Source organism: Alteromonas sp. KUL17 (assembly GCF_006538305.1).
In the GTDB taxonomy this organism is placed as follows: domain Bacteria; phylum Pseudomonadota; class Gammaproteobacteria; order Enterobacterales; family Alteromonadaceae; genus Alteromonas; species Alteromonas macleodii.
The window spans coordinates 28,848-44,664 of the sequence record NZ_BJKJ01000023.1 but is presented as its reverse complement, the minus strand read 5'-3'; the positions used below and the strand labels follow the sequence as shown (position 1 = coordinate 44,664).

Sequence of the window (15,817 nt, the reverse complement as noted above, 5' to 3'; positions counted from 1 at the left end):
TAAGATATTCCGACGAAATACAGGTGTGATTTCTACATTGAGACTATTACTAGATAAATTCACTGATCGCATTTTTCACCATGCCTCTTGGAAGGGCTACTGGGAAGTGCTAATGCAGCAAGTTAGACCCGCGTGGCGCGATGGGTATTTCAGAGCTAGGGTCGTGACCGTAAAAAAACTGAGCACGGATATGCTCGAGGTGTTACTTATACCAGAGAGGTCTTGGCCAACGCATGTTGCAGGGCAACATATCGCATTAACCATAGAAATTAATGGCAGGCTCACCACTCGCGTGTTTACCATAGCGAGTGGTGCTAACACCCGACAAAAAGAAAAGCAGATTCGTCTTGTAACCAAGGTTAAAGCTCAGGGCGCATTAACACCTTATCTTCACTTTTGTGTGCCTAATCAATGGGTAAATATCTCAGCCCCTATGGGGGAATTTATCTGGCCGAAGGTTGAAAAGCCCCTACTTATGATAGCGGGCGGCTCGGGTATAACTCCTTTCATTGCCATGCTTGACGATGCCGTCAACAACGCGCAGCTAAACCATACACCGGTACACTTACTTTATTTTGCTAAGCCGGACGAGCATGTATTACTCAATGAATTATCAGCGTTCAGTCAGCGCTGTGAGCGCTTCACCTATGATATTTTGAGCAAGCAAAAAGACGGAGACGTAGAAGCGCATCTGTGTAACTTTGCCAATGCACACTGGTTAGTGTGTGGTCCACATGCCATGTTCGAGCAAGTTGAAAGTTATGCAAATACGATCAACGTCCCTGTTTCGAGCGAGCACTTCGCTGCGCTTCCTGTCCTAAGCAGTTCTAGTCTTAGCCAAAGTGAAACCTTTTCCTTGGTACACAACGGCCAACCTTTAACTGTCGACAATCAGCAAACCCTACTTATACAACTTCAGCAAGCAGAACAACCTGTGACTTATGGCTGTGGCATGGGAATTTGTCATCAATGCCAATGTGTTAAGAAACGGGGCGTAGTGAGAGATACCCGCACGGGTGAGCTTTCAGATAGCGCAGAGCAACTTATTCAGCTGTGTGTATCACAAGCCGTTACTGATTTGGAGATTCAACTATGAACACCAGCGTTGCAATAGACAACCAACACCGTGAAGAAGCCATCGAACAGGCGCATTCTCCGATAAGTGAAACCAAAGCTATTCGGTCAACGAGCACTAAAGAGAAACCGAACTACGAGTTACTTGCCGCTCAGCTTGATGAAATTAAAGCTGACATTAAACGAAAAGTGGGTGCTGAAGATGCGGCCTATATCCGACGTATTATTCTTGTTCAGCGAATTTGCGAGTGGAGCGGACGGATACTTTTAATGTTGGGGTTCATTCAACCGCTGCTCTGGGTTGCCGGCGTATTGAGTTTAGCTACAGCAAAAATTCTCGATAATATGGAAATAGGCCACAACGTAATGCACGGCCAGTACGATTGGATGAACGACAAACACATTAATTCGAAAGGCTATGAGTGGGATATTGCCTGCGATGGTGCGAGCTGGAATCGCGTTCATAATTACGAGCATCACACGTATACCAATATTATTGGGAAAGACAGAGACTTTGGCTACGGCTTGCTTCGCCTGTCTAACGATTTTAGATGGCGTGTAAAAAACCTATGGCAGTTTGCGACTTACATCGTACTTAGTGTTTTATTTCAGTGGGGTGTGTCGTATCACGAAATGGCCGCTGAGCGGGTCTTTTTTGGAAAAAAGAAGGACAACCGTAAGAATCAGGTTACCCATAATGAACTTAAGAAACGCTTTTTTAGTAAAGGCGCACGTCAGTTAGTAAAAGATTATGTACTATTTCCTTTGTTAGCTGGGCCGTTATTTTTATGGGTATTTACCGGCAACCTTATCGCCAATTTACTACGCAATTTATGGACATCTACTATTATCTTTTGCGGCCATTTCACTGGCGACGTGGAAACGTTTAAACAAGAAGATTGTGTTAATGAAACCCGAGGGCAATGGTACTACCGACAAGCGCTTGGCTCATCGAACATAAAGGGCGGAAACCTGTTTCACGTGCTTACTGGGCATTTAAGCTTTCAAATTGAGCACCACCTGTTTCCAGATATCCCAGCCAGACGCTACCGAGAGATGGCACCCAAGGTAAAAGCCGTATTCGAAGAACACGGCATGCACTACAACACTGGCGGCTTTTTAAAACAATACGCCAGCGTGTTAAAACGCATTATTCGCTACTCTTTCCCTTAACCAGTTGAAACCCTAACCAGCCGGCCATGGCGCTTGCGCTGGTTAGGCACGTGCCCCACGCCCAATCAATCAACATGATAAACAAAGTAAAACCTTCAATTATGCTGTACGCCGTTAAATTGTAGGCGCCATAACTGGCCAACCCTAGAAGCGCGCCATCGATCCCTGCATAAAGTAACGACTTATCTCTGTTCGCCACCACAGCAAGTACAAACACCACACATCCATACATGAGGTAAAAAACCACCCAAGGCCACGTGATAAATTGACTTCTAAGCAGAGGAGCCATTTCACTTTGATACCAGCCATCCGCAATAACGCCAAGCCACAAGAAGTCGAGCACACCAAAACACACAAAGATTGCAATTAACGACACGACGATGTTTTTCGCAAAGCGAGTGATGTTGGAAAGCATGGAACCTATCCCTGTAAATAAGCAAATTGCGGATGCAAGTGATTTAAAATATGAATACGCAAGTGTTGCACAATAAGCGCACCACTTGAATGATAATTCAAGGTAATGCGCATGGGATGGTAATTCACTTAGCTTTTAAATACTCAGCTTTTCATTTTCGCAGCAAGTGTTGCACGCAGAGTTGCAGTTGGACGACCAAGTAGTGATGATAAGGTGCCGCTGTTATCTTGGAGCCACCCCGAGGCGGCGTAATGCTCTGAATCTGCTAATGCTGCTGCCATACCTTCAGGCAGCCCAGCTTTAATGAGTGCTTCTCTATAAGCGCTCTCATCCATGTCTAAAAAACCAATATCTTCGCCGGTAATTTCAGATAGGGTGGAAGCATACTCCATTAGCGTAAAGCCCGTGTCGCCAGCAAGCTCATAAATTTTGCCTGTTTGATTTTGCGATGATAGAAGAACGGCCACTGCGGCGTCTGCATAATCTTGTCGGCTAGCGGTAGACAAAACTCCCTGCTTTGCAGCGCCTGCCACCACTCCCATCTGCAGTACGCTGTCTACATTATCGGTGTAATTTTCCGTGTACCACCCATTTCGAAGAAACACGAAAGGCGCTGACACATTTTTAAAGTAAGCCTCGGTTTGTTTATGTTCTTGCGCTAACAGCAAAGGAGACGTATCTGCTTTCAACAAACTGGTATAAGCAATGAGGCTAACGTTTTGTGCCATAGCTGCATCTATTACCGCTTTGTGCTGCTCAAAGCGTTTCCCAAACTCTGTACCTGATATTAGCAACAACTTCTCAACACCCTCAAAAGCTGACTTAAGCGTTTCCGGGTTATTATAGTCGGCCTGTCGTACTACTACTCCCAACTGCTTTAATGCGTGTGCGTTATCAGGGTTGCGCACTAGTGCAACAATTGTGTTTGCCTTCTCTGTATTAAGCAGTGTTTGAATAACTTTTTGACCTAATTGTCCGTTAGCGCCGGTTACTGCAATCATAATCTATCCTCTATCAATTAAATGAGTACTGGTTGAACACAGAGGTGATTATGTGCGTGAAACACTGTTATGATAAGTAGACATATACAGAACGAATTGTCACGAATATGAGTACAATTAACTATTCACATCTTAAGGCACTCGCCATATTTGCCAGCGTAGTAGAATGTGGAAGCTTTGCGGAAGCTGCCCGCCGTTTAGGCACCAGTCGATCTAGAGTTAGCGAGCAAGTGGCTGGTTTAGAAGCATCTCTTGACGTGCGATTACTGCAAAGAACTACTCGACAGCTCATGCTTACTGACGAGGGAAATGCTGTATTTTCCCATGCGAAAAAGTGCCACGAGATTTTGCATGGTATTGATGAAGAGCTGCGTCAAACAGCGCCAAAAGGAAGAGTATCAATAACAGTCACCAACGACATTGCACACAAGTTTTTATTACCGTTGCTGCCTGAGTTCAAGCGCCGCTATCCTGAAATAGATTTACACATAGTGAGCAGTGAGGATAAGCTCGACCTTATCGCTCAGAATATTGATGTAGGACTTCGAATTGGTTTGCCACGAGACGACTCGCTCGTCGGTAGGGTCTTATATCAAGAACAATTCGCCTTATATGCTAGCCCTGATTATCTCAAAAAATATGGTGAACCTAAGACTATTGCAGAACTTAATAATCATACCTGGATTTTGCTATCTCAGTTAAATTCACGAATCATGCATTACCTAACGCTGGACAACACACCAATCGACGTTACACCCAAACATTACGAGCTGTGTAATTCTCCTCACCTTGTTCAAGAAATGGTCAAAGCAGGGTTGGGAATATCTACGCTGCTACCTTCAACTGTGCAAAAAGAAGTCGCATCTAACGAACTTATACGAGTTTTCCCGTCACTTGGAAGTGAAACCTTGTTGTTTACCTTGGTTTATCCTTCTCGTAAGCATGTGCCAAGCCGTACCCGAGCACTTATTGACTATCTGGTTGAGACTTGTCGCTTCGGCAATGCCGCTTCTTTTTGATGTAAAATGCATAACGTAATGAGTGTTGCTTGTAACGATACGCTCGTTATGAAGTTTGCATACCGAAATGCTTTACTTAAAACTTACACTGGGTGCTGCAACTAAAGAGGCGTTTGAATCTCAAAGTGACGTGGTTCAAATAAGCGTTAAATAAAATGAATAAAACACTATTAGTAATAACGACCTCTTTGATTGTCAGTGCGTGCGCTCATAGGCCACCACCTTTAGACATGGATGAAATATTTTTTGAAACGAAGATCAAGCAAGACGGTACCAAGCTCTTCGCCTTTAGCATTCCTCTAATGAAACCGCGAGAAGGCGGTGGCGGCAGAGGCGGTCGCGGTCAAGGGGGTGATGGTGGTGGTCGTGGCGGCCGTGGAGGGCAAGAAAGCCGAGGAGGCTCATCACAAAAATCTTCTGATAGCAGTGATAGAATGACTGAGCAACTCTATGCCTCTCTTAATGAAAAATTGGATGAAACAGGTTATTGCCAAACAGGCTATATAGAAATCGATACACATCAAACCGAAGATAGACTGCACCTATTAGGCGAATGTAATGAAACAGCTTCAGATAATGATGTTTTTAATTTTACTAGAAAAAATAGCCCATAACGCAAAACCACTAAATTGCTTAGTGAATGTTTTAATGTTCAACTAAAAAATAAAACCAACTCTATAAAGAAGGATTAGGATGATTCTAATATTCGGTGTTATCAATCAATACGGTGTATTGTCACACTTCAGCTCAGGTATTCAAGAAGACTTAGCCATACTGGGAGAACAATGCACTGTATTACCTGTGAACGACGGTGAATTAGCAGCAAATATTCTTAACAAGATAGATCATAGTCAGATAAAGTTTAGCATTTGCATGAACGGTTCTGGCTTGGATACTGCGCTTGCGCTTGGCAAAACCTATGCTCTAGCTGTTGACCATCCGCTTTTACTTTTACCACACCTGCAAAAGTATAAGGGATATGAATTGCTCTGCATTGCAAAAGAACATACTGCGTTTGCTAACTTGCTTAATATCCCAGCGAAAGACTTTTTCCACGCTGTCAGCAGCAAAGATATCACCGATACGGTTGTTGCGAATATTGATAGAACGGACGAAGTATTATTTCCAGCCAGCTATATGGATTTGAACGCCGCCAAACAAGCTCTAATCGAACTTGGTGTTTTCGAACAAATAAAGCCAGCATTAGAGCAAGTGAAAAGTATTAATGAATTCTTAATGGCCATTGGCGTTTTGCCCAACGGTAATAGACCTCCTACGACAGCGTTAGATGAGAAGGTATATAAAATCACATGCGAAGCAGATCGCTATATTAGAGCATTGTCTCGTAATCAGGTGCTTAGCAATTATCAAGATAAGGGTGTACGTCTATCAGTTTATGGAAGAAACGTTAGAAAATACGCAGAAGAGTACCCTGAACATGACTATCATGAAGAAATACCCTACACAGATCTGCTCAAAAAAATGGAGAAAGCCAAGTATGTCGTTCACAATTCTCCCGGCTTTCTATTTGCACTTCATGAACGATTGATATTTCCTCTTGCCAAAGGCACGCCAGTTCTTTTTGATGCAACAGAGCACCAGAAGCAAATGCTAAATGAATTGCCGGCAATATACCCCAGTTCTCAGGTTTTCAATGAGTACACGACTAAAGATATTGAAGCATCAATCAAAAAGTTAAGACAGAGTCATACGTGGATAAAACGCCTCTCGTCCCTTTTGATTTAATCAACACAAAGAGTATGCTCCACAACGCCCTTTGAAACATAGGCTCTGCAGCCAAAAAGGTCGGTAGTTTCTAAACACACGCCACTGGCCTTTTGCCCTGCTTCTACCTGATTGTTTCCTGTAACACAAGCCACTTCGCACTCGCTGCTGTCATTACACGCATTACCGGCATCGTTTGCTGGGAGCACACAAGCATGCGCCTGCTGTCGGCCTACTTTCTTCCAGTTACCACCGTGTTTATCGCACACTTTTTCGGACTCAATGGAATAGGCCTGCTGTACCAAAGGCAATGAGGTATCAACAACTTGCTCTAATCTTTCGACGTCTTCAACACTCGCGATTGGCTCATCAATAGGTTCTGGGGGCTGAGCGCCACAAGCAGACAACGCTGCACACACGCCTGCTATTAACCAGATCCTAAAACGCTTCTGTGCTCTACTGCTTGCTTGTTTCATTTTTTCTCTCACTTTATTTTACTTTTTAACCCACTACTATTTAAGCCCCACATTACTTAAGACCTAATTTATTTAAGACCGCTGCTACTTATGACAACCGCTATTAGATAAGTTCTTATTTTGTCGATAAATCCTTATTTGCTTATTGCGCTATGCCTAATAAATTATCAAACCTATGAAATTTTAGTGCTACCTCGACGGGTCTCTACATACACTTCGCAAAACTAGCAGTATTTACGGACGCTTTATGACACTAAACCAAACCGAAAACATGGTCACCGCATTGCTCACTTTTAGCTTCGCAGTTCTTGGCCTAACATTTTTATTGGGTGCAAACCCCAATGCACTTATCGCTACATTTAGTTTCTACTCGTTAGACACTGTGTTGAGCGAGAGTGCCCTTGGTGCTTTTTCTGGTATCGCATTGCTGTTACTACCGTTAATGACCATTGCAGCACGTTTTAACCTTGTTTCAGCAAAAGCAATAACACTATATGCCGCTTTTGTCACTGCCATTCCATTGCTGACGTTATTGTCACCAACAAGATGGATGGCCGATTTAGGGGGCTTCCCGATTATTGGCAGCGGTCAAGGCATCATTAAGTACTTCGCAGTATTACCGCTTTTCCTATTCTTGTTTTATCGCGAAAAATTTTCGCACAAGCAACTGACATACCTTAATTTTGCTCCTGTAGCCATGGTCTTATTATGGATAGGAGGCATGAAGTTTTTCGAGTTTGAAGCCAATGCGATTGTGGGGCTAGTTGAAACATCACCGTTTATGTCGTGGCTCTATGCTGTGTTTAGCGTTCAAGGAGCATCGAATGTAATTGGTGGGTTTGATGTCCTCTTTGCACTGCTATTGGGTGCGGGCATCTTTACTAAGAACAAGCCGGTGATCATTGCGAGCGGACTGGCTTGTTTATCGGTTTTTCTGATGACACAAACGTTTTTGTTTACTGTGCCGGATACCTTTAACAGCACGACTATCGTCAACCGCCTAGGTCAATTCGTTATTAAAGACCTTTGGTTTGTCGCTAATCTTGCTGTGGTGGCTTACTTTACGCTGTTCGAGGCAGTTTCACGAGATCGCGAAGAAGCGCAGTTGGGCCAATCGCCACAGTAAGGCTTTACGGCAAAGTCAGGTTAAAGATGTTGTAGTAATTAACCACTACCCCACTTATCGTTTATTCGAAAATGGTCACTTGGTTGCGGCCATTTTCTTTTGCAGTGTAAAGTGCTTGGTCGGCATGGGTTAACATTCTGTCGTGATCTCTCGCGCCATCTGCACTTGCTACACCAATACTGATTGTGACTTTCAGCGTTTGCGCTATAAAACTGAAATCATGTGCTGCCACGATTTTTCGAACATGATCCATAGCTACCCTTGCATTTACCAAGTCATATTCAGGTAACAACACAGTAAACTCTTCGCCGCCCCACCTTGCACATTTAGCATAATGCGGAACTTCGCGATTTAATATACGGGCCACCTCAGTAATGACTTTATCCCCTACTAAGTGAGAGTACTGATCATTTACCTGTTTAAAATGGTCGATATCGATAACGGCAAGACATAGAGGAGATTGTTTCGCTTTAGCCTCTTCAAAATATTGTACAAGCCAGCGGTCGAATGCTCGTCTATTTGCAATGCCGGTTAGATCATCGTGAGTTGCTTGGAACTCGAACTGCTTGGTTTGTAATTCTAGTGATCTGGTTTGTTCATCGACCCTTTGTTTTAAAATCATTTCTGATTTTTTCAAGTGATGAAAACGTACTTTATAAAGTGCATAGATAACAAAACAGAAGAAAAGAAAAACCGAGAATTTAAAAGCAAATGTCTGATAAATGCTTGGTAGCACGCGAATAGAAAATGGTGACGTAATCTCTTGCCAGGTGCCTCCAATGTAACGAGCACGTACTTTAAACTGATAACGACCAGGTGCTAAATTAGTGTATTCAGTCATTCTAAATTGATGACGGTTAACCCAATCTTGGTCATATCCTACTAACATAGCCTGATACTCTATACGCGAAGGCATAGCGAAACCCAACCCTGCATACTGAAACGCAACTCGCGTGGTTAACGGCGTTACGTCTACTTCCCTTTTATCCGTATCAAATTGCTGGTCAGCACCGTCCAGTAGTACCGCCTCTATACTTACCGGAATAGGGAATTCACTCAACATGGCAAGGTTTGCAGGCGTCACTGTAGCGAGCCCTTTCGCAGTAGGAAGCCAAACATTTCCGTCTACATCGACAATCTGAGATGGCTGTGATCCACCATTGATTTGAATACTCGCCAGGCCATTTTCTTCCTTAAAATGTTCAAATTCCAATAATGCACTTGGATATGTCAGACACTCCTTAAGACTTGATAGTGAAGTGAGAATGACCCCTTGGTTTGAACTTAGCCATACACCGCTGTTGTGATCTATACCGATTGAAAACAGTTTATCTACGGGAAGCCCCTGCGACTTTTCGATTACACTAAGTGCCTTAGTAGCATTGTCAAAATACGCAAGGCCTCGATCGGTTGTAATCCAAGTTCCCTTTTCAACAACGCTAAAACTGAACGCGTGCTGCGCATCTGAATGTTCAGGAAACGAAACTACGTGCACAATACCCTGTTGGATATAGGCGAGCCCTATCCCTGTAGCAATCCAGATTCGTCCTTCACGATCTTCTGCCAAGCCCATCGAAAAATGGGCAGGTAGCCCATTTTGTTCATTAAAATGACTTAGCTTTCCATCTGGTGTTTGTTGAACTATACCTTGCGCCGTGGCATACCAAATACTGTTATCACTCGCTAAAAGAATGGCCCTTACTTCATTGCTCGGTAACCCTAAATGTCTATTGAGGTAAGGAGTAAGTTGGTCATTTTCATATCGCAGCACACCTTTTGTATAGGTGCCAACTAACGTTACCTCTTCAGTTACTGCTGCCAAACTGAGTACAGAAAAAGCTTCCCCCGTAGTGAGCGATGCGCTGGAAAACGCATCATTGGAAAATATATCTAATCCAGCACTTCCACCTGATAAAAGTTTGCCATCAGACGTTTGCAAAACAGTTCGCAAAAAGTCTCCACTCATTCCTTGGCTTTGCGAGAATGTGGTAAATAGCGCACGACGCAGCCTAAACAAACCACCATTAGTGCCAATCCAGATATTTTTTTCCAAATCTTCAAGCAGTGAAAAAACGCGGTTATTGGGAAGACCTGCTGTCGCATCCAGTTTTTCTAGGCCTAAGTCACTTAGACGATAAAGGCCATGATTGATGGTGCCTACCCAAATGCTATTTTGATGATCAAGCAAAATACTACTAATTGATTTGTCGGCAAGTGAGCTGTGAAGTAGCGCAAAGGTACCGTTTTTTTGCTGCCAAACACCGTGTTCTGTGCCAACTAAAACACGTTTTTTGCTATCAAGAGCGAGAGTAAATGATGGACCAGAGAGTATGTTGTGGTCGGGTACAGCTAGCTGAAATTTATCGTTTATGTATTTGAACAAGCCTTGATTTGTTGCAAACCAGATTACGCCAAATCCGTCTTCGATTATGCGGTAAGCACTCGAATTTACAATGTATTCTTTTTGCGTGCCGTCAGGCGTTCTCATTGCAATCCCCGAGTCTTCCAGCGCAAACCACAACACGTTATTACTGTCTCTGAATGCATGATTAACCATTGAAGACAGGGGCGCTTGAGCATGCCACTGCTCTGCGATAAGCGACGTTACACCGCCTCGGTTTCCTGCCACAAGTAGCTCGTCGCGAGGCTTGTTGTAATACAAGCTTCGAATGCCGGAGTCTGGTAATCCTGTTTGCGCGCCGCGGGTAAATACAGTGAACTGCTGACCATTAAACCGAGCAACACCTTCCCAAGTACCCGCCCATAGATACCCATTGGACGTTTGTGCTAATGCGTGAATACTATTGTGAGGAAGCCCGTCTTTCGTTCCCCACGATTGAGGGAAATACCGGTTGAGCGGCATGAGCTGAGAAGACTCTACCGAAAAGCCATCTATGGGTATCACCCACAGCAAACACATCACAAAAGTGAGAGACACAAACTTCAATGGCTTCTCGGTACGTTATTAGATAGACGGTGTAATAATACCCCTATCTATTAACTAACACAAAAATTGTGGTTTTTAGTTATCGTCGGTCAACGACAAGCTAATCCAAACTAACCTGTGATCTGAGCTGGCTTCACGGTCTTTAACTAATCGATATAGGTCACTGGTTTTTGCAGGCCAGAAAACGCCAGCATCGTTCACATCGAAGCCAAATCGAGATGGCAAAACATAGTCAGCTCTGGCTCCCCAATAGGCAGTAAAGCGGTTACTAAACTCTGCACCTGACGCGCCTGCACCGCCTGCGCTTGTTGGAATGACGTCATTATTAACTAACGGGTGCTCGGTCAACTGTTCAATAACACCCTCGCGATGTTTATCTCCAATATCCGCCGCGTTAAAATCACCAACAAGTACAAAACGCGCGTTCTCTGACAGGCTGACTTTCTCGCCATTATCATCGTAAATGTAGGCCCCTTTATCCGGAGAAAGATAATCTGCCATAAGCCTAATTTCGTCAAAGTTGCGCTTGCCGTTGCGATCCTCGCTTCCATCGAAATTAGGTGGTGTTGGATGCATAGCAAGTATGTGTACGGTTTTACCTCCTACTTTCACCGGCACATCCCAGTGAGACTTAGAACTCAACCTTAGCGCGGCCCACTCTTCTACGTCGTACCATGGCTTGCCCTTATCAGTACTTCCGCTCTCATCGGGAATAATAGGAAACTGTGGATGAGGCATGTGATGCCATTTAAACGTCTGAAAGGTGCGAATACCATCAACATCAATAGGGTATTTTGACAAAAGCGCCATGCCATATTGCCCGGGATAAAGCCCAAAACCATATGCATCGCCACCAAAACCTTCTGCTTTGCCATTGTTATCTAAGTCGAATTTCGTGGGCACCCCTGTGTTGACTGTGGCCACATACGTGTATGGATAATCCACAGGCTCAAGGCCGCCTTGTGAAACATTTAAGTACTTCTTAACAAATGCTTCTACCCCTTTACGCTTATCTGCAATGTAGTCAAATTCGTTCAACATTAAGATATCGGGGTTAACGCGTTGAATAATTTCAGCAATGTTTTTAACTTGGCTTTGCTCACCCGTTGAAAGAACGTGTTGAAGTACCTGCTCGCTTGGCTTCATACCCAACGCTTTGTAGTTAGTGGCTTCCATACTTACATTAAACGTTGCAACTTTAAGCATTTGCTCTTCTTGCGAGCTAGCCAGCGTAGATACGAATAATGCGGGTAGAAGAGCTATCGCACAGAAAAGCGCCCTATTTTTCATGTTGTTACCTGTAAGTAAAAACGAAATGCAAAGATAGCAACTTTAGCGACTTATCTGAACTTTTTTGTTTTATTAAAGATAGTTGTATCAACAAGATGGCCATGCTCTCGCCCTTACAAAAAACGGAATTTATTTTCAATAATAAGACCTATGAAAGAAATATTTTTTACTATGATACCCTAAAGCTAAAATAATAGAATCAAATACTCGTTCTTAACTGGTATTCTAATTTTGTTTTATACAGATAGCGTTAAGCGAACTACGCTTAACGTTTCGCGTTTTGGGTGAATGAGAGAAAGTTATGAAAAGCTGGGTTTCAAAAGCGATCAATATTATCAATGCAGATTATCAACGTTCGGCTGATACGCACTTAATTAAATTAGAGCAGATCGCTTTTAGAGATATTGATATCTACCTTAAAGATGAAAGCACCCATCCAACAGGCAGCCTAAAGCACCGTCTAGCCCGGTCCCTTTTTCTGTACGCCCTTTGTAATGGAAAAATTGTGGAAGGAACTACTGTGGTTGAAGCCTCATCAGGCAGCACCGCGGTGTCTGAAGCTTATTTTGCTAAAATGATTGGCGTTCCGTTTGTTGCGGTTATGCCTAAATCTACCGCCCAAAGTAAAATCGCGCTTATTGAGCGATATGGCGGGCAGTGCCACTTTGTAGATTGCCCTACGCAAATGCACAGCGAAGCAACCAAAGTAGCTCACGAGCTTAATGGTTATTTTATGGATCAGTTCCTTTTCGCAGAGCGCGCTACAGACTGGCGAGGCAATAACAATATTGCTGAGAGTATCTTTGAGCAAATGAAAGCCGAGCCCCACCCTATTCCACACACCGTGGTTATGAGTGCAGGTACAGGTGGAACATCAGCCACCATAGGGCGTTACATTCGCTACAAAGGTCTCTCTTCTCAGCTTGTCGTGGTAGATCCAGAATTCAGTGTGTTTTTTGATAGCTTCAAAAACAACGATCATACACTTACTGCTACCCGTGGTAGCCGCATAGAAGGGATAGGACGCCCTAAAGTGGAAGCCTCTTTTCAACATGACGTAATAGATGACATGATTGCCGTTCCCGATGCCGCCAGTATTGCGACTATGCGCTGGTTAAACAACACTATGGGAATTAAGGCGGGGCCGTCCACCGGCACGAACTTGTGGGGGGCACTCAGCGTTGCCCAGCAAATGATTAGTAAAGGTGAGTCAGGCTCAATAGTGACGTTGATGTGTGACAGCGGCGAACGTTACGCGAATACCTATTACGACACGCTATGGGTAGCGAAAACCATTGGAAGTACTCAGACTTATGAAGATAAGTTAAGCAACATTGAATTAGCGTACTAACTGCTCATAAGTTAACTGCAATATGCTATTTAAAGTGCTTACGCGCCAACCATCGCGAAGCACTTTATTCACAGTTATTAGCCATATACATTGCCTTTAAACAAGCTCTGATAAGCCTACAATGAAAATGAAAAAAATCTTTCGTGCACATTAGTCACCGCTGCTTTAATTAACAGTTATGGACCACTTGCTTTCGCAACTAATGCTTTTAAATCTGGCGCTGCTACAAATAGCATTGCTTATTCTGCTAGCTCAACGGTAAGCGCTTCTGCCGATAACTATGAGCATGTGTTTGCAAACCTTGCTCTTAATTGTATTCATCAAGAGTTTCCTAATGTCGTTAAACATATGATGAATAGTGATGCAGATGTTAAAGCTCCGAGCAAACTATATCCCGCTTTTTATGGCTGCTTAGGCTGGCATTCATCGGTTCATGGCCACTGGCTTTTGGTAAGAATGCTCAACACTGCACACGATAAGGTCGACGCTAATTTAATCGTCGATAAATTAAATATCAGCTTCACGAAAGATAATATAGAAAAGGAGTTGGCAAGCCTAAAACGTGACAATAATGCATCTTTTGAACGCCCTTACGGCCTAGCTTGGTTTCTGCAATTAACCTCAGAGCTACGACAGTCTGCGCAACCCGAAGCAAAAGCTTGGCTACAAACACTGCTTCCTTTAGAAAAAGAAATTGTAGCCAGATTGAGTACGTGGCTTCCTAAACTGGCCTATCCGATTCGCACTGGCGAGCACAGTCAAACCGCGTTCGCGTTTGGTTTAATGCTAGATTGGGCTAAAGCTGCAGGCGACAGTGAATTTGAAGCATTACTTACCTCAAGAGTGAAACACTACTATTTAAGCGATAAAAACTGCCCACTTGCTTATGAACCTTCAGGTCAAGATTTTCTTTCACCTTGTTTAGCACAGGCCGATTTAATGCGCCGTGTTTTATCGAAGATAAGACTACGGCCAATGGCTCAACGCTTTCTTTCCAAACCTAAATGACAGCACATCGACGTGGTTAGCCCCAGCTTCCGTCACAGATAAAACTGACGGAAAGTTGGCCCACCTTGACGGATTGAATATCAGTAGAGCATGGATGATTGAGGGCATTATGCATGCCTTACCCGCAAACGATAAACGCGTTCCTGTACTAAAACGAGCGCTGAACGCACACCGGGATGCCGGATTAAACGCGGTCCTTTCTGACATGCATTATATGGGAAGCCACTGGTTGGGAAGCTTTGCGGCATACCTAGAAACAAAGCGCGGCATTAAATAATACCTGGTGAAGTAAGAATATGCTGCACTGCTTGGTGCAGCATATGAATTCTGTTCGTCGTGTACTTCAGTTTAAACTTTTCAGCACGATGCCGATTAAAACCTGACTTACATAAGCCATTTCTCGTTTAATTTATTAGACAGCTTATAGAGAATGGCTAATAGCAGTATGTTTTGAAATTCTGATTGTTCGAGAATTGACGCGCCGTTTGTTGTGACAATATCTAGGAATAGAGAGATAAAGTTAATTCCCACTAAAAACCAGAATGTTGCTTTGTTAAGCTTTTGCTTGTCCATAAGAACTGCCTAAATTTTTTAGTTAATACAAAAGTAAATAAACAGGCATACGCCTGTTTATTTGAAGTTATTGACTTTGATGCTGGTGCATACCATTGTACAGACCGTCACCGAAGCCAGAGCCAAAGTCGTAGGCCAGGTCAACAACTGCCATGTACGTAAGCACATGCCCCCAAAAACCACCGCTGCACTCGCTTAGCTCGGCCTGACTTAATACTGTCATCTTCGCTCTCCTTATAGTGCAATCTGTTTCGCGAGGTCATCAAGCCATCGATTTGATGTCATTACATTGCTGTAAAAATAGCCAGCTGCATAGCCTGCGCCATAGCCGATACTAGACATAATTTCGCCAACAGCTCCGCCGCCTGCAACTGCATCTAGTTCTTTTACACTTAATACTTCCATAATTAAACTCCTTTTAAAATAAGATTATGTGCAAATGCACATTGCTAGGTTATGTCATAACAGCACCTGTCGCGACTGTACTTATGTTGTGTTTTTCACAATTATATTTAGACAACACAGCATTAAAGAACTTTCGAATTAAAGGAATTCACAGATGAAAAACCTGACTAACAGCCGCGCAAGAAAATAGCAGTTATGAAGAGAGACAAAGATGGCATGTTTAAGGGCACATTT

At 43.4% G+C, this 15,817-nt stretch carries 15 protein-coding genes and 1 pseudogene; 8 read left to right on the top strand and 8 right to left on the bottom strand.

Annotation, left to right across the window (positions count from 1 at the left end; translation table 11 throughout):
• Window positions 1-37: 37 nt before the first annotated feature.
• Together KUL49_RS16770 and KUL49_RS16765 are read left to right on the top strand one after the other, a co-directional pair.
• A complete protein-coding gene (locus KUL49_RS16770; protein WP_242633871.1) occupies window positions 38-1,096 on the top strand; it encodes a flavin reductase family protein in 1,059 nt (352 codons plus the stop codon).
• Window positions 1,093-2,247 carry an acyl-CoA desaturase gene (locus KUL49_RS16765; RefSeq protein ID WP_131138028.1) on the top strand — a complete coding sequence of 385 codons (1,155 nt, stop codon included), beginning with the start codon at window positions 1,093-1,095 and terminating at the stop codon, window positions 2,245-2,247. Before KUL49_RS16770 ends, KUL49_RS16765 begins: the two co-directional genes overlap by 4 nt.
• On the opposite strand, the gene KUL49_RS16760 is transcribed toward KUL49_RS16765, so the two are convergent.
• The gene (locus tag KUL49_RS16760) at window positions 2,225-2,662 is read right to left on the bottom strand and encodes a DUF2177 family protein (RefSeq protein ID WP_131138027.1); all 438 of its coding nucleotides are present in this window, start codon (window positions 2,660-2,662) and stop codon (window positions 2,225-2,227) included. The genes KUL49_RS16765 and KUL49_RS16760 overlap by 23 nt on opposite strands.
• Window positions 2,663-2,805: 143 nt before the next feature.
• Window positions 2,806-3,663 (bottom strand): SDR family oxidoreductase, encoded by an 858-nt coding sequence (locus KUL49_RS16755; protein ID WP_131138026.1) that lies wholly within the window; start codon window positions 3,661-3,663, stop codon window positions 2,806-2,808.
• Between the two features lie 107 nt (window positions 3,664-3,770).
• Here KUL49_RS16755 and KUL49_RS16750 point away from each other — a divergent pair, with 107 nt between their 5' ends.
• The 3 genes from KUL49_RS16750 (at window position 3,771) to KUL49_RS16740 (ending at window position 6,428) form a co-directional block, all read left to right on the top strand.
• Window positions 3,771-4,682 carry a LysR family transcriptional regulator gene (locus KUL49_RS16750; protein WP_131138025.1) on the top strand — a complete coding sequence of 304 codons (912 nt, stop codon included), beginning with the start codon at window positions 3,771-3,773 and terminating at the stop codon, window positions 4,680-4,682.
• A gap of 155 nt (window positions 4,683-4,837) precedes the next feature.
• Window positions 4,838-5,296 (top strand): hypothetical protein, encoded by a 459-nt coding sequence (locus KUL49_RS16745; protein WP_242633870.1) that lies wholly within the window; start codon window positions 4,838-4,840, stop codon window positions 5,294-5,296.
• A 79-nt stretch (window positions 5,297-5,375) separates the two neighbouring features.
• A complete protein-coding gene (locus KUL49_RS16740; protein WP_131138024.1) occupies window positions 5,376-6,428 on the top strand; it encodes a hypothetical protein in 1,053 nt (350 codons plus the stop codon).
• Here KUL49_RS16740 and KUL49_RS16735 read toward each other — a convergent pair.
• Complete coding sequence (locus KUL49_RS16735; protein ID WP_131138023.1) at window positions 6,425-6,883, bottom strand: hypothetical protein; 459 nt, start codon at window positions 6,881-6,883, stop codon at window positions 6,425-6,427. The genes KUL49_RS16740 and KUL49_RS16735 overlap by 4 nt on opposite strands.
• Window positions 6,884-7,130: 247 nt before the next feature.
• Between KUL49_RS16735 and KUL49_RS16730 the strand changes: the two genes are divergently transcribed.
• Complete coding sequence (locus KUL49_RS16730; RefSeq protein ID WP_131138022.1) at window positions 7,131-8,009, top strand: DUF417 family protein; 879 nt, start codon at window positions 7,131-7,133, stop codon at window positions 8,007-8,009.
• Between the two features lie 61 nt (window positions 8,010-8,070).
• Here KUL49_RS16730 and KUL49_RS16725 read toward each other — a convergent pair whose 3' ends face one another.
• Both KUL49_RS16725 and KUL49_RS16720 read right to left on the bottom strand, forming a co-directional pair.
• Window positions 8,071-10,929, bottom strand: coding sequence for a diguanylate cyclase (locus tag KUL49_RS16725; RefSeq protein ID WP_308805573.1), 2,859 nt, complete (start codon window positions 10,927-10,929; stop codon window positions 8,071-8,073).
• 102 nt (window positions 10,930-11,031) lie between these two features.
• Window positions 11,032-12,246: an endonuclease/exonuclease/phosphatase family protein gene (locus KUL49_RS16720; protein ID WP_131138021.1), complete on the bottom strand. Its 1,215-nt coding sequence runs from the start codon at window positions 12,244-12,246 to the stop codon at window positions 11,032-11,034.
• Window positions 12,247-12,547: 301 nt separating this feature from the next.
• Here KUL49_RS16720 and KUL49_RS16715 point away from each other — a divergent pair, with 301 nt between their 5' ends.
• The gene (locus KUL49_RS16715; protein WP_131138020.1) at window positions 12,548-13,597 is read left to right on the top strand and encodes a PLP-dependent cysteine synthase family protein; all 1,050 of its coding nucleotides are present in this window, start codon (window positions 12,548-12,550) and stop codon (window positions 13,595-13,597) included.
• Between the two features lie 234 nt (window positions 13,598-13,831).
• A pseudogene (locus tag KUL49_RS16710) lies at window positions 13,832-14,882 on the top strand (DUF2891 domain-containing protein).
• Window positions 14,883-14,989: 107 nt separating this feature from the next.
• On the opposite strand, the gene KUL49_RS16705 reads toward KUL49_RS16710, so the two are convergent.
• The 3 genes from KUL49_RS16705 to KUL49_RS20860 form a co-directional block, all read right to left on the bottom strand.
• Window positions 14,990-15,178: a hypothetical protein gene (locus KUL49_RS16705; RefSeq protein WP_131138019.1), complete on the bottom strand. Its 189-nt coding sequence runs from the start codon at window positions 15,176-15,178 to the stop codon at window positions 14,990-14,992.
• A 67-nt stretch (window positions 15,179-15,245) separates the two neighbouring features.
• Complete coding sequence (locus tag KUL49_RS20865) at window positions 15,246-15,401, bottom strand: hypothetical protein (protein ID WP_165477918.1); 156 nt, start codon at window positions 15,399-15,401, stop codon at window positions 15,246-15,248.
• A gap of 11 nt (window positions 15,402-15,412) precedes the next feature.
• Window positions 15,413-15,583 (bottom strand): hypothetical protein, encoded by a 171-nt coding sequence (locus tag KUL49_RS20860; RefSeq protein ID WP_165477917.1) that lies wholly within the window; start codon window positions 15,581-15,583, stop codon window positions 15,413-15,415.
• Window positions 15,584-15,817 lie beyond the last annotated feature (234 nt).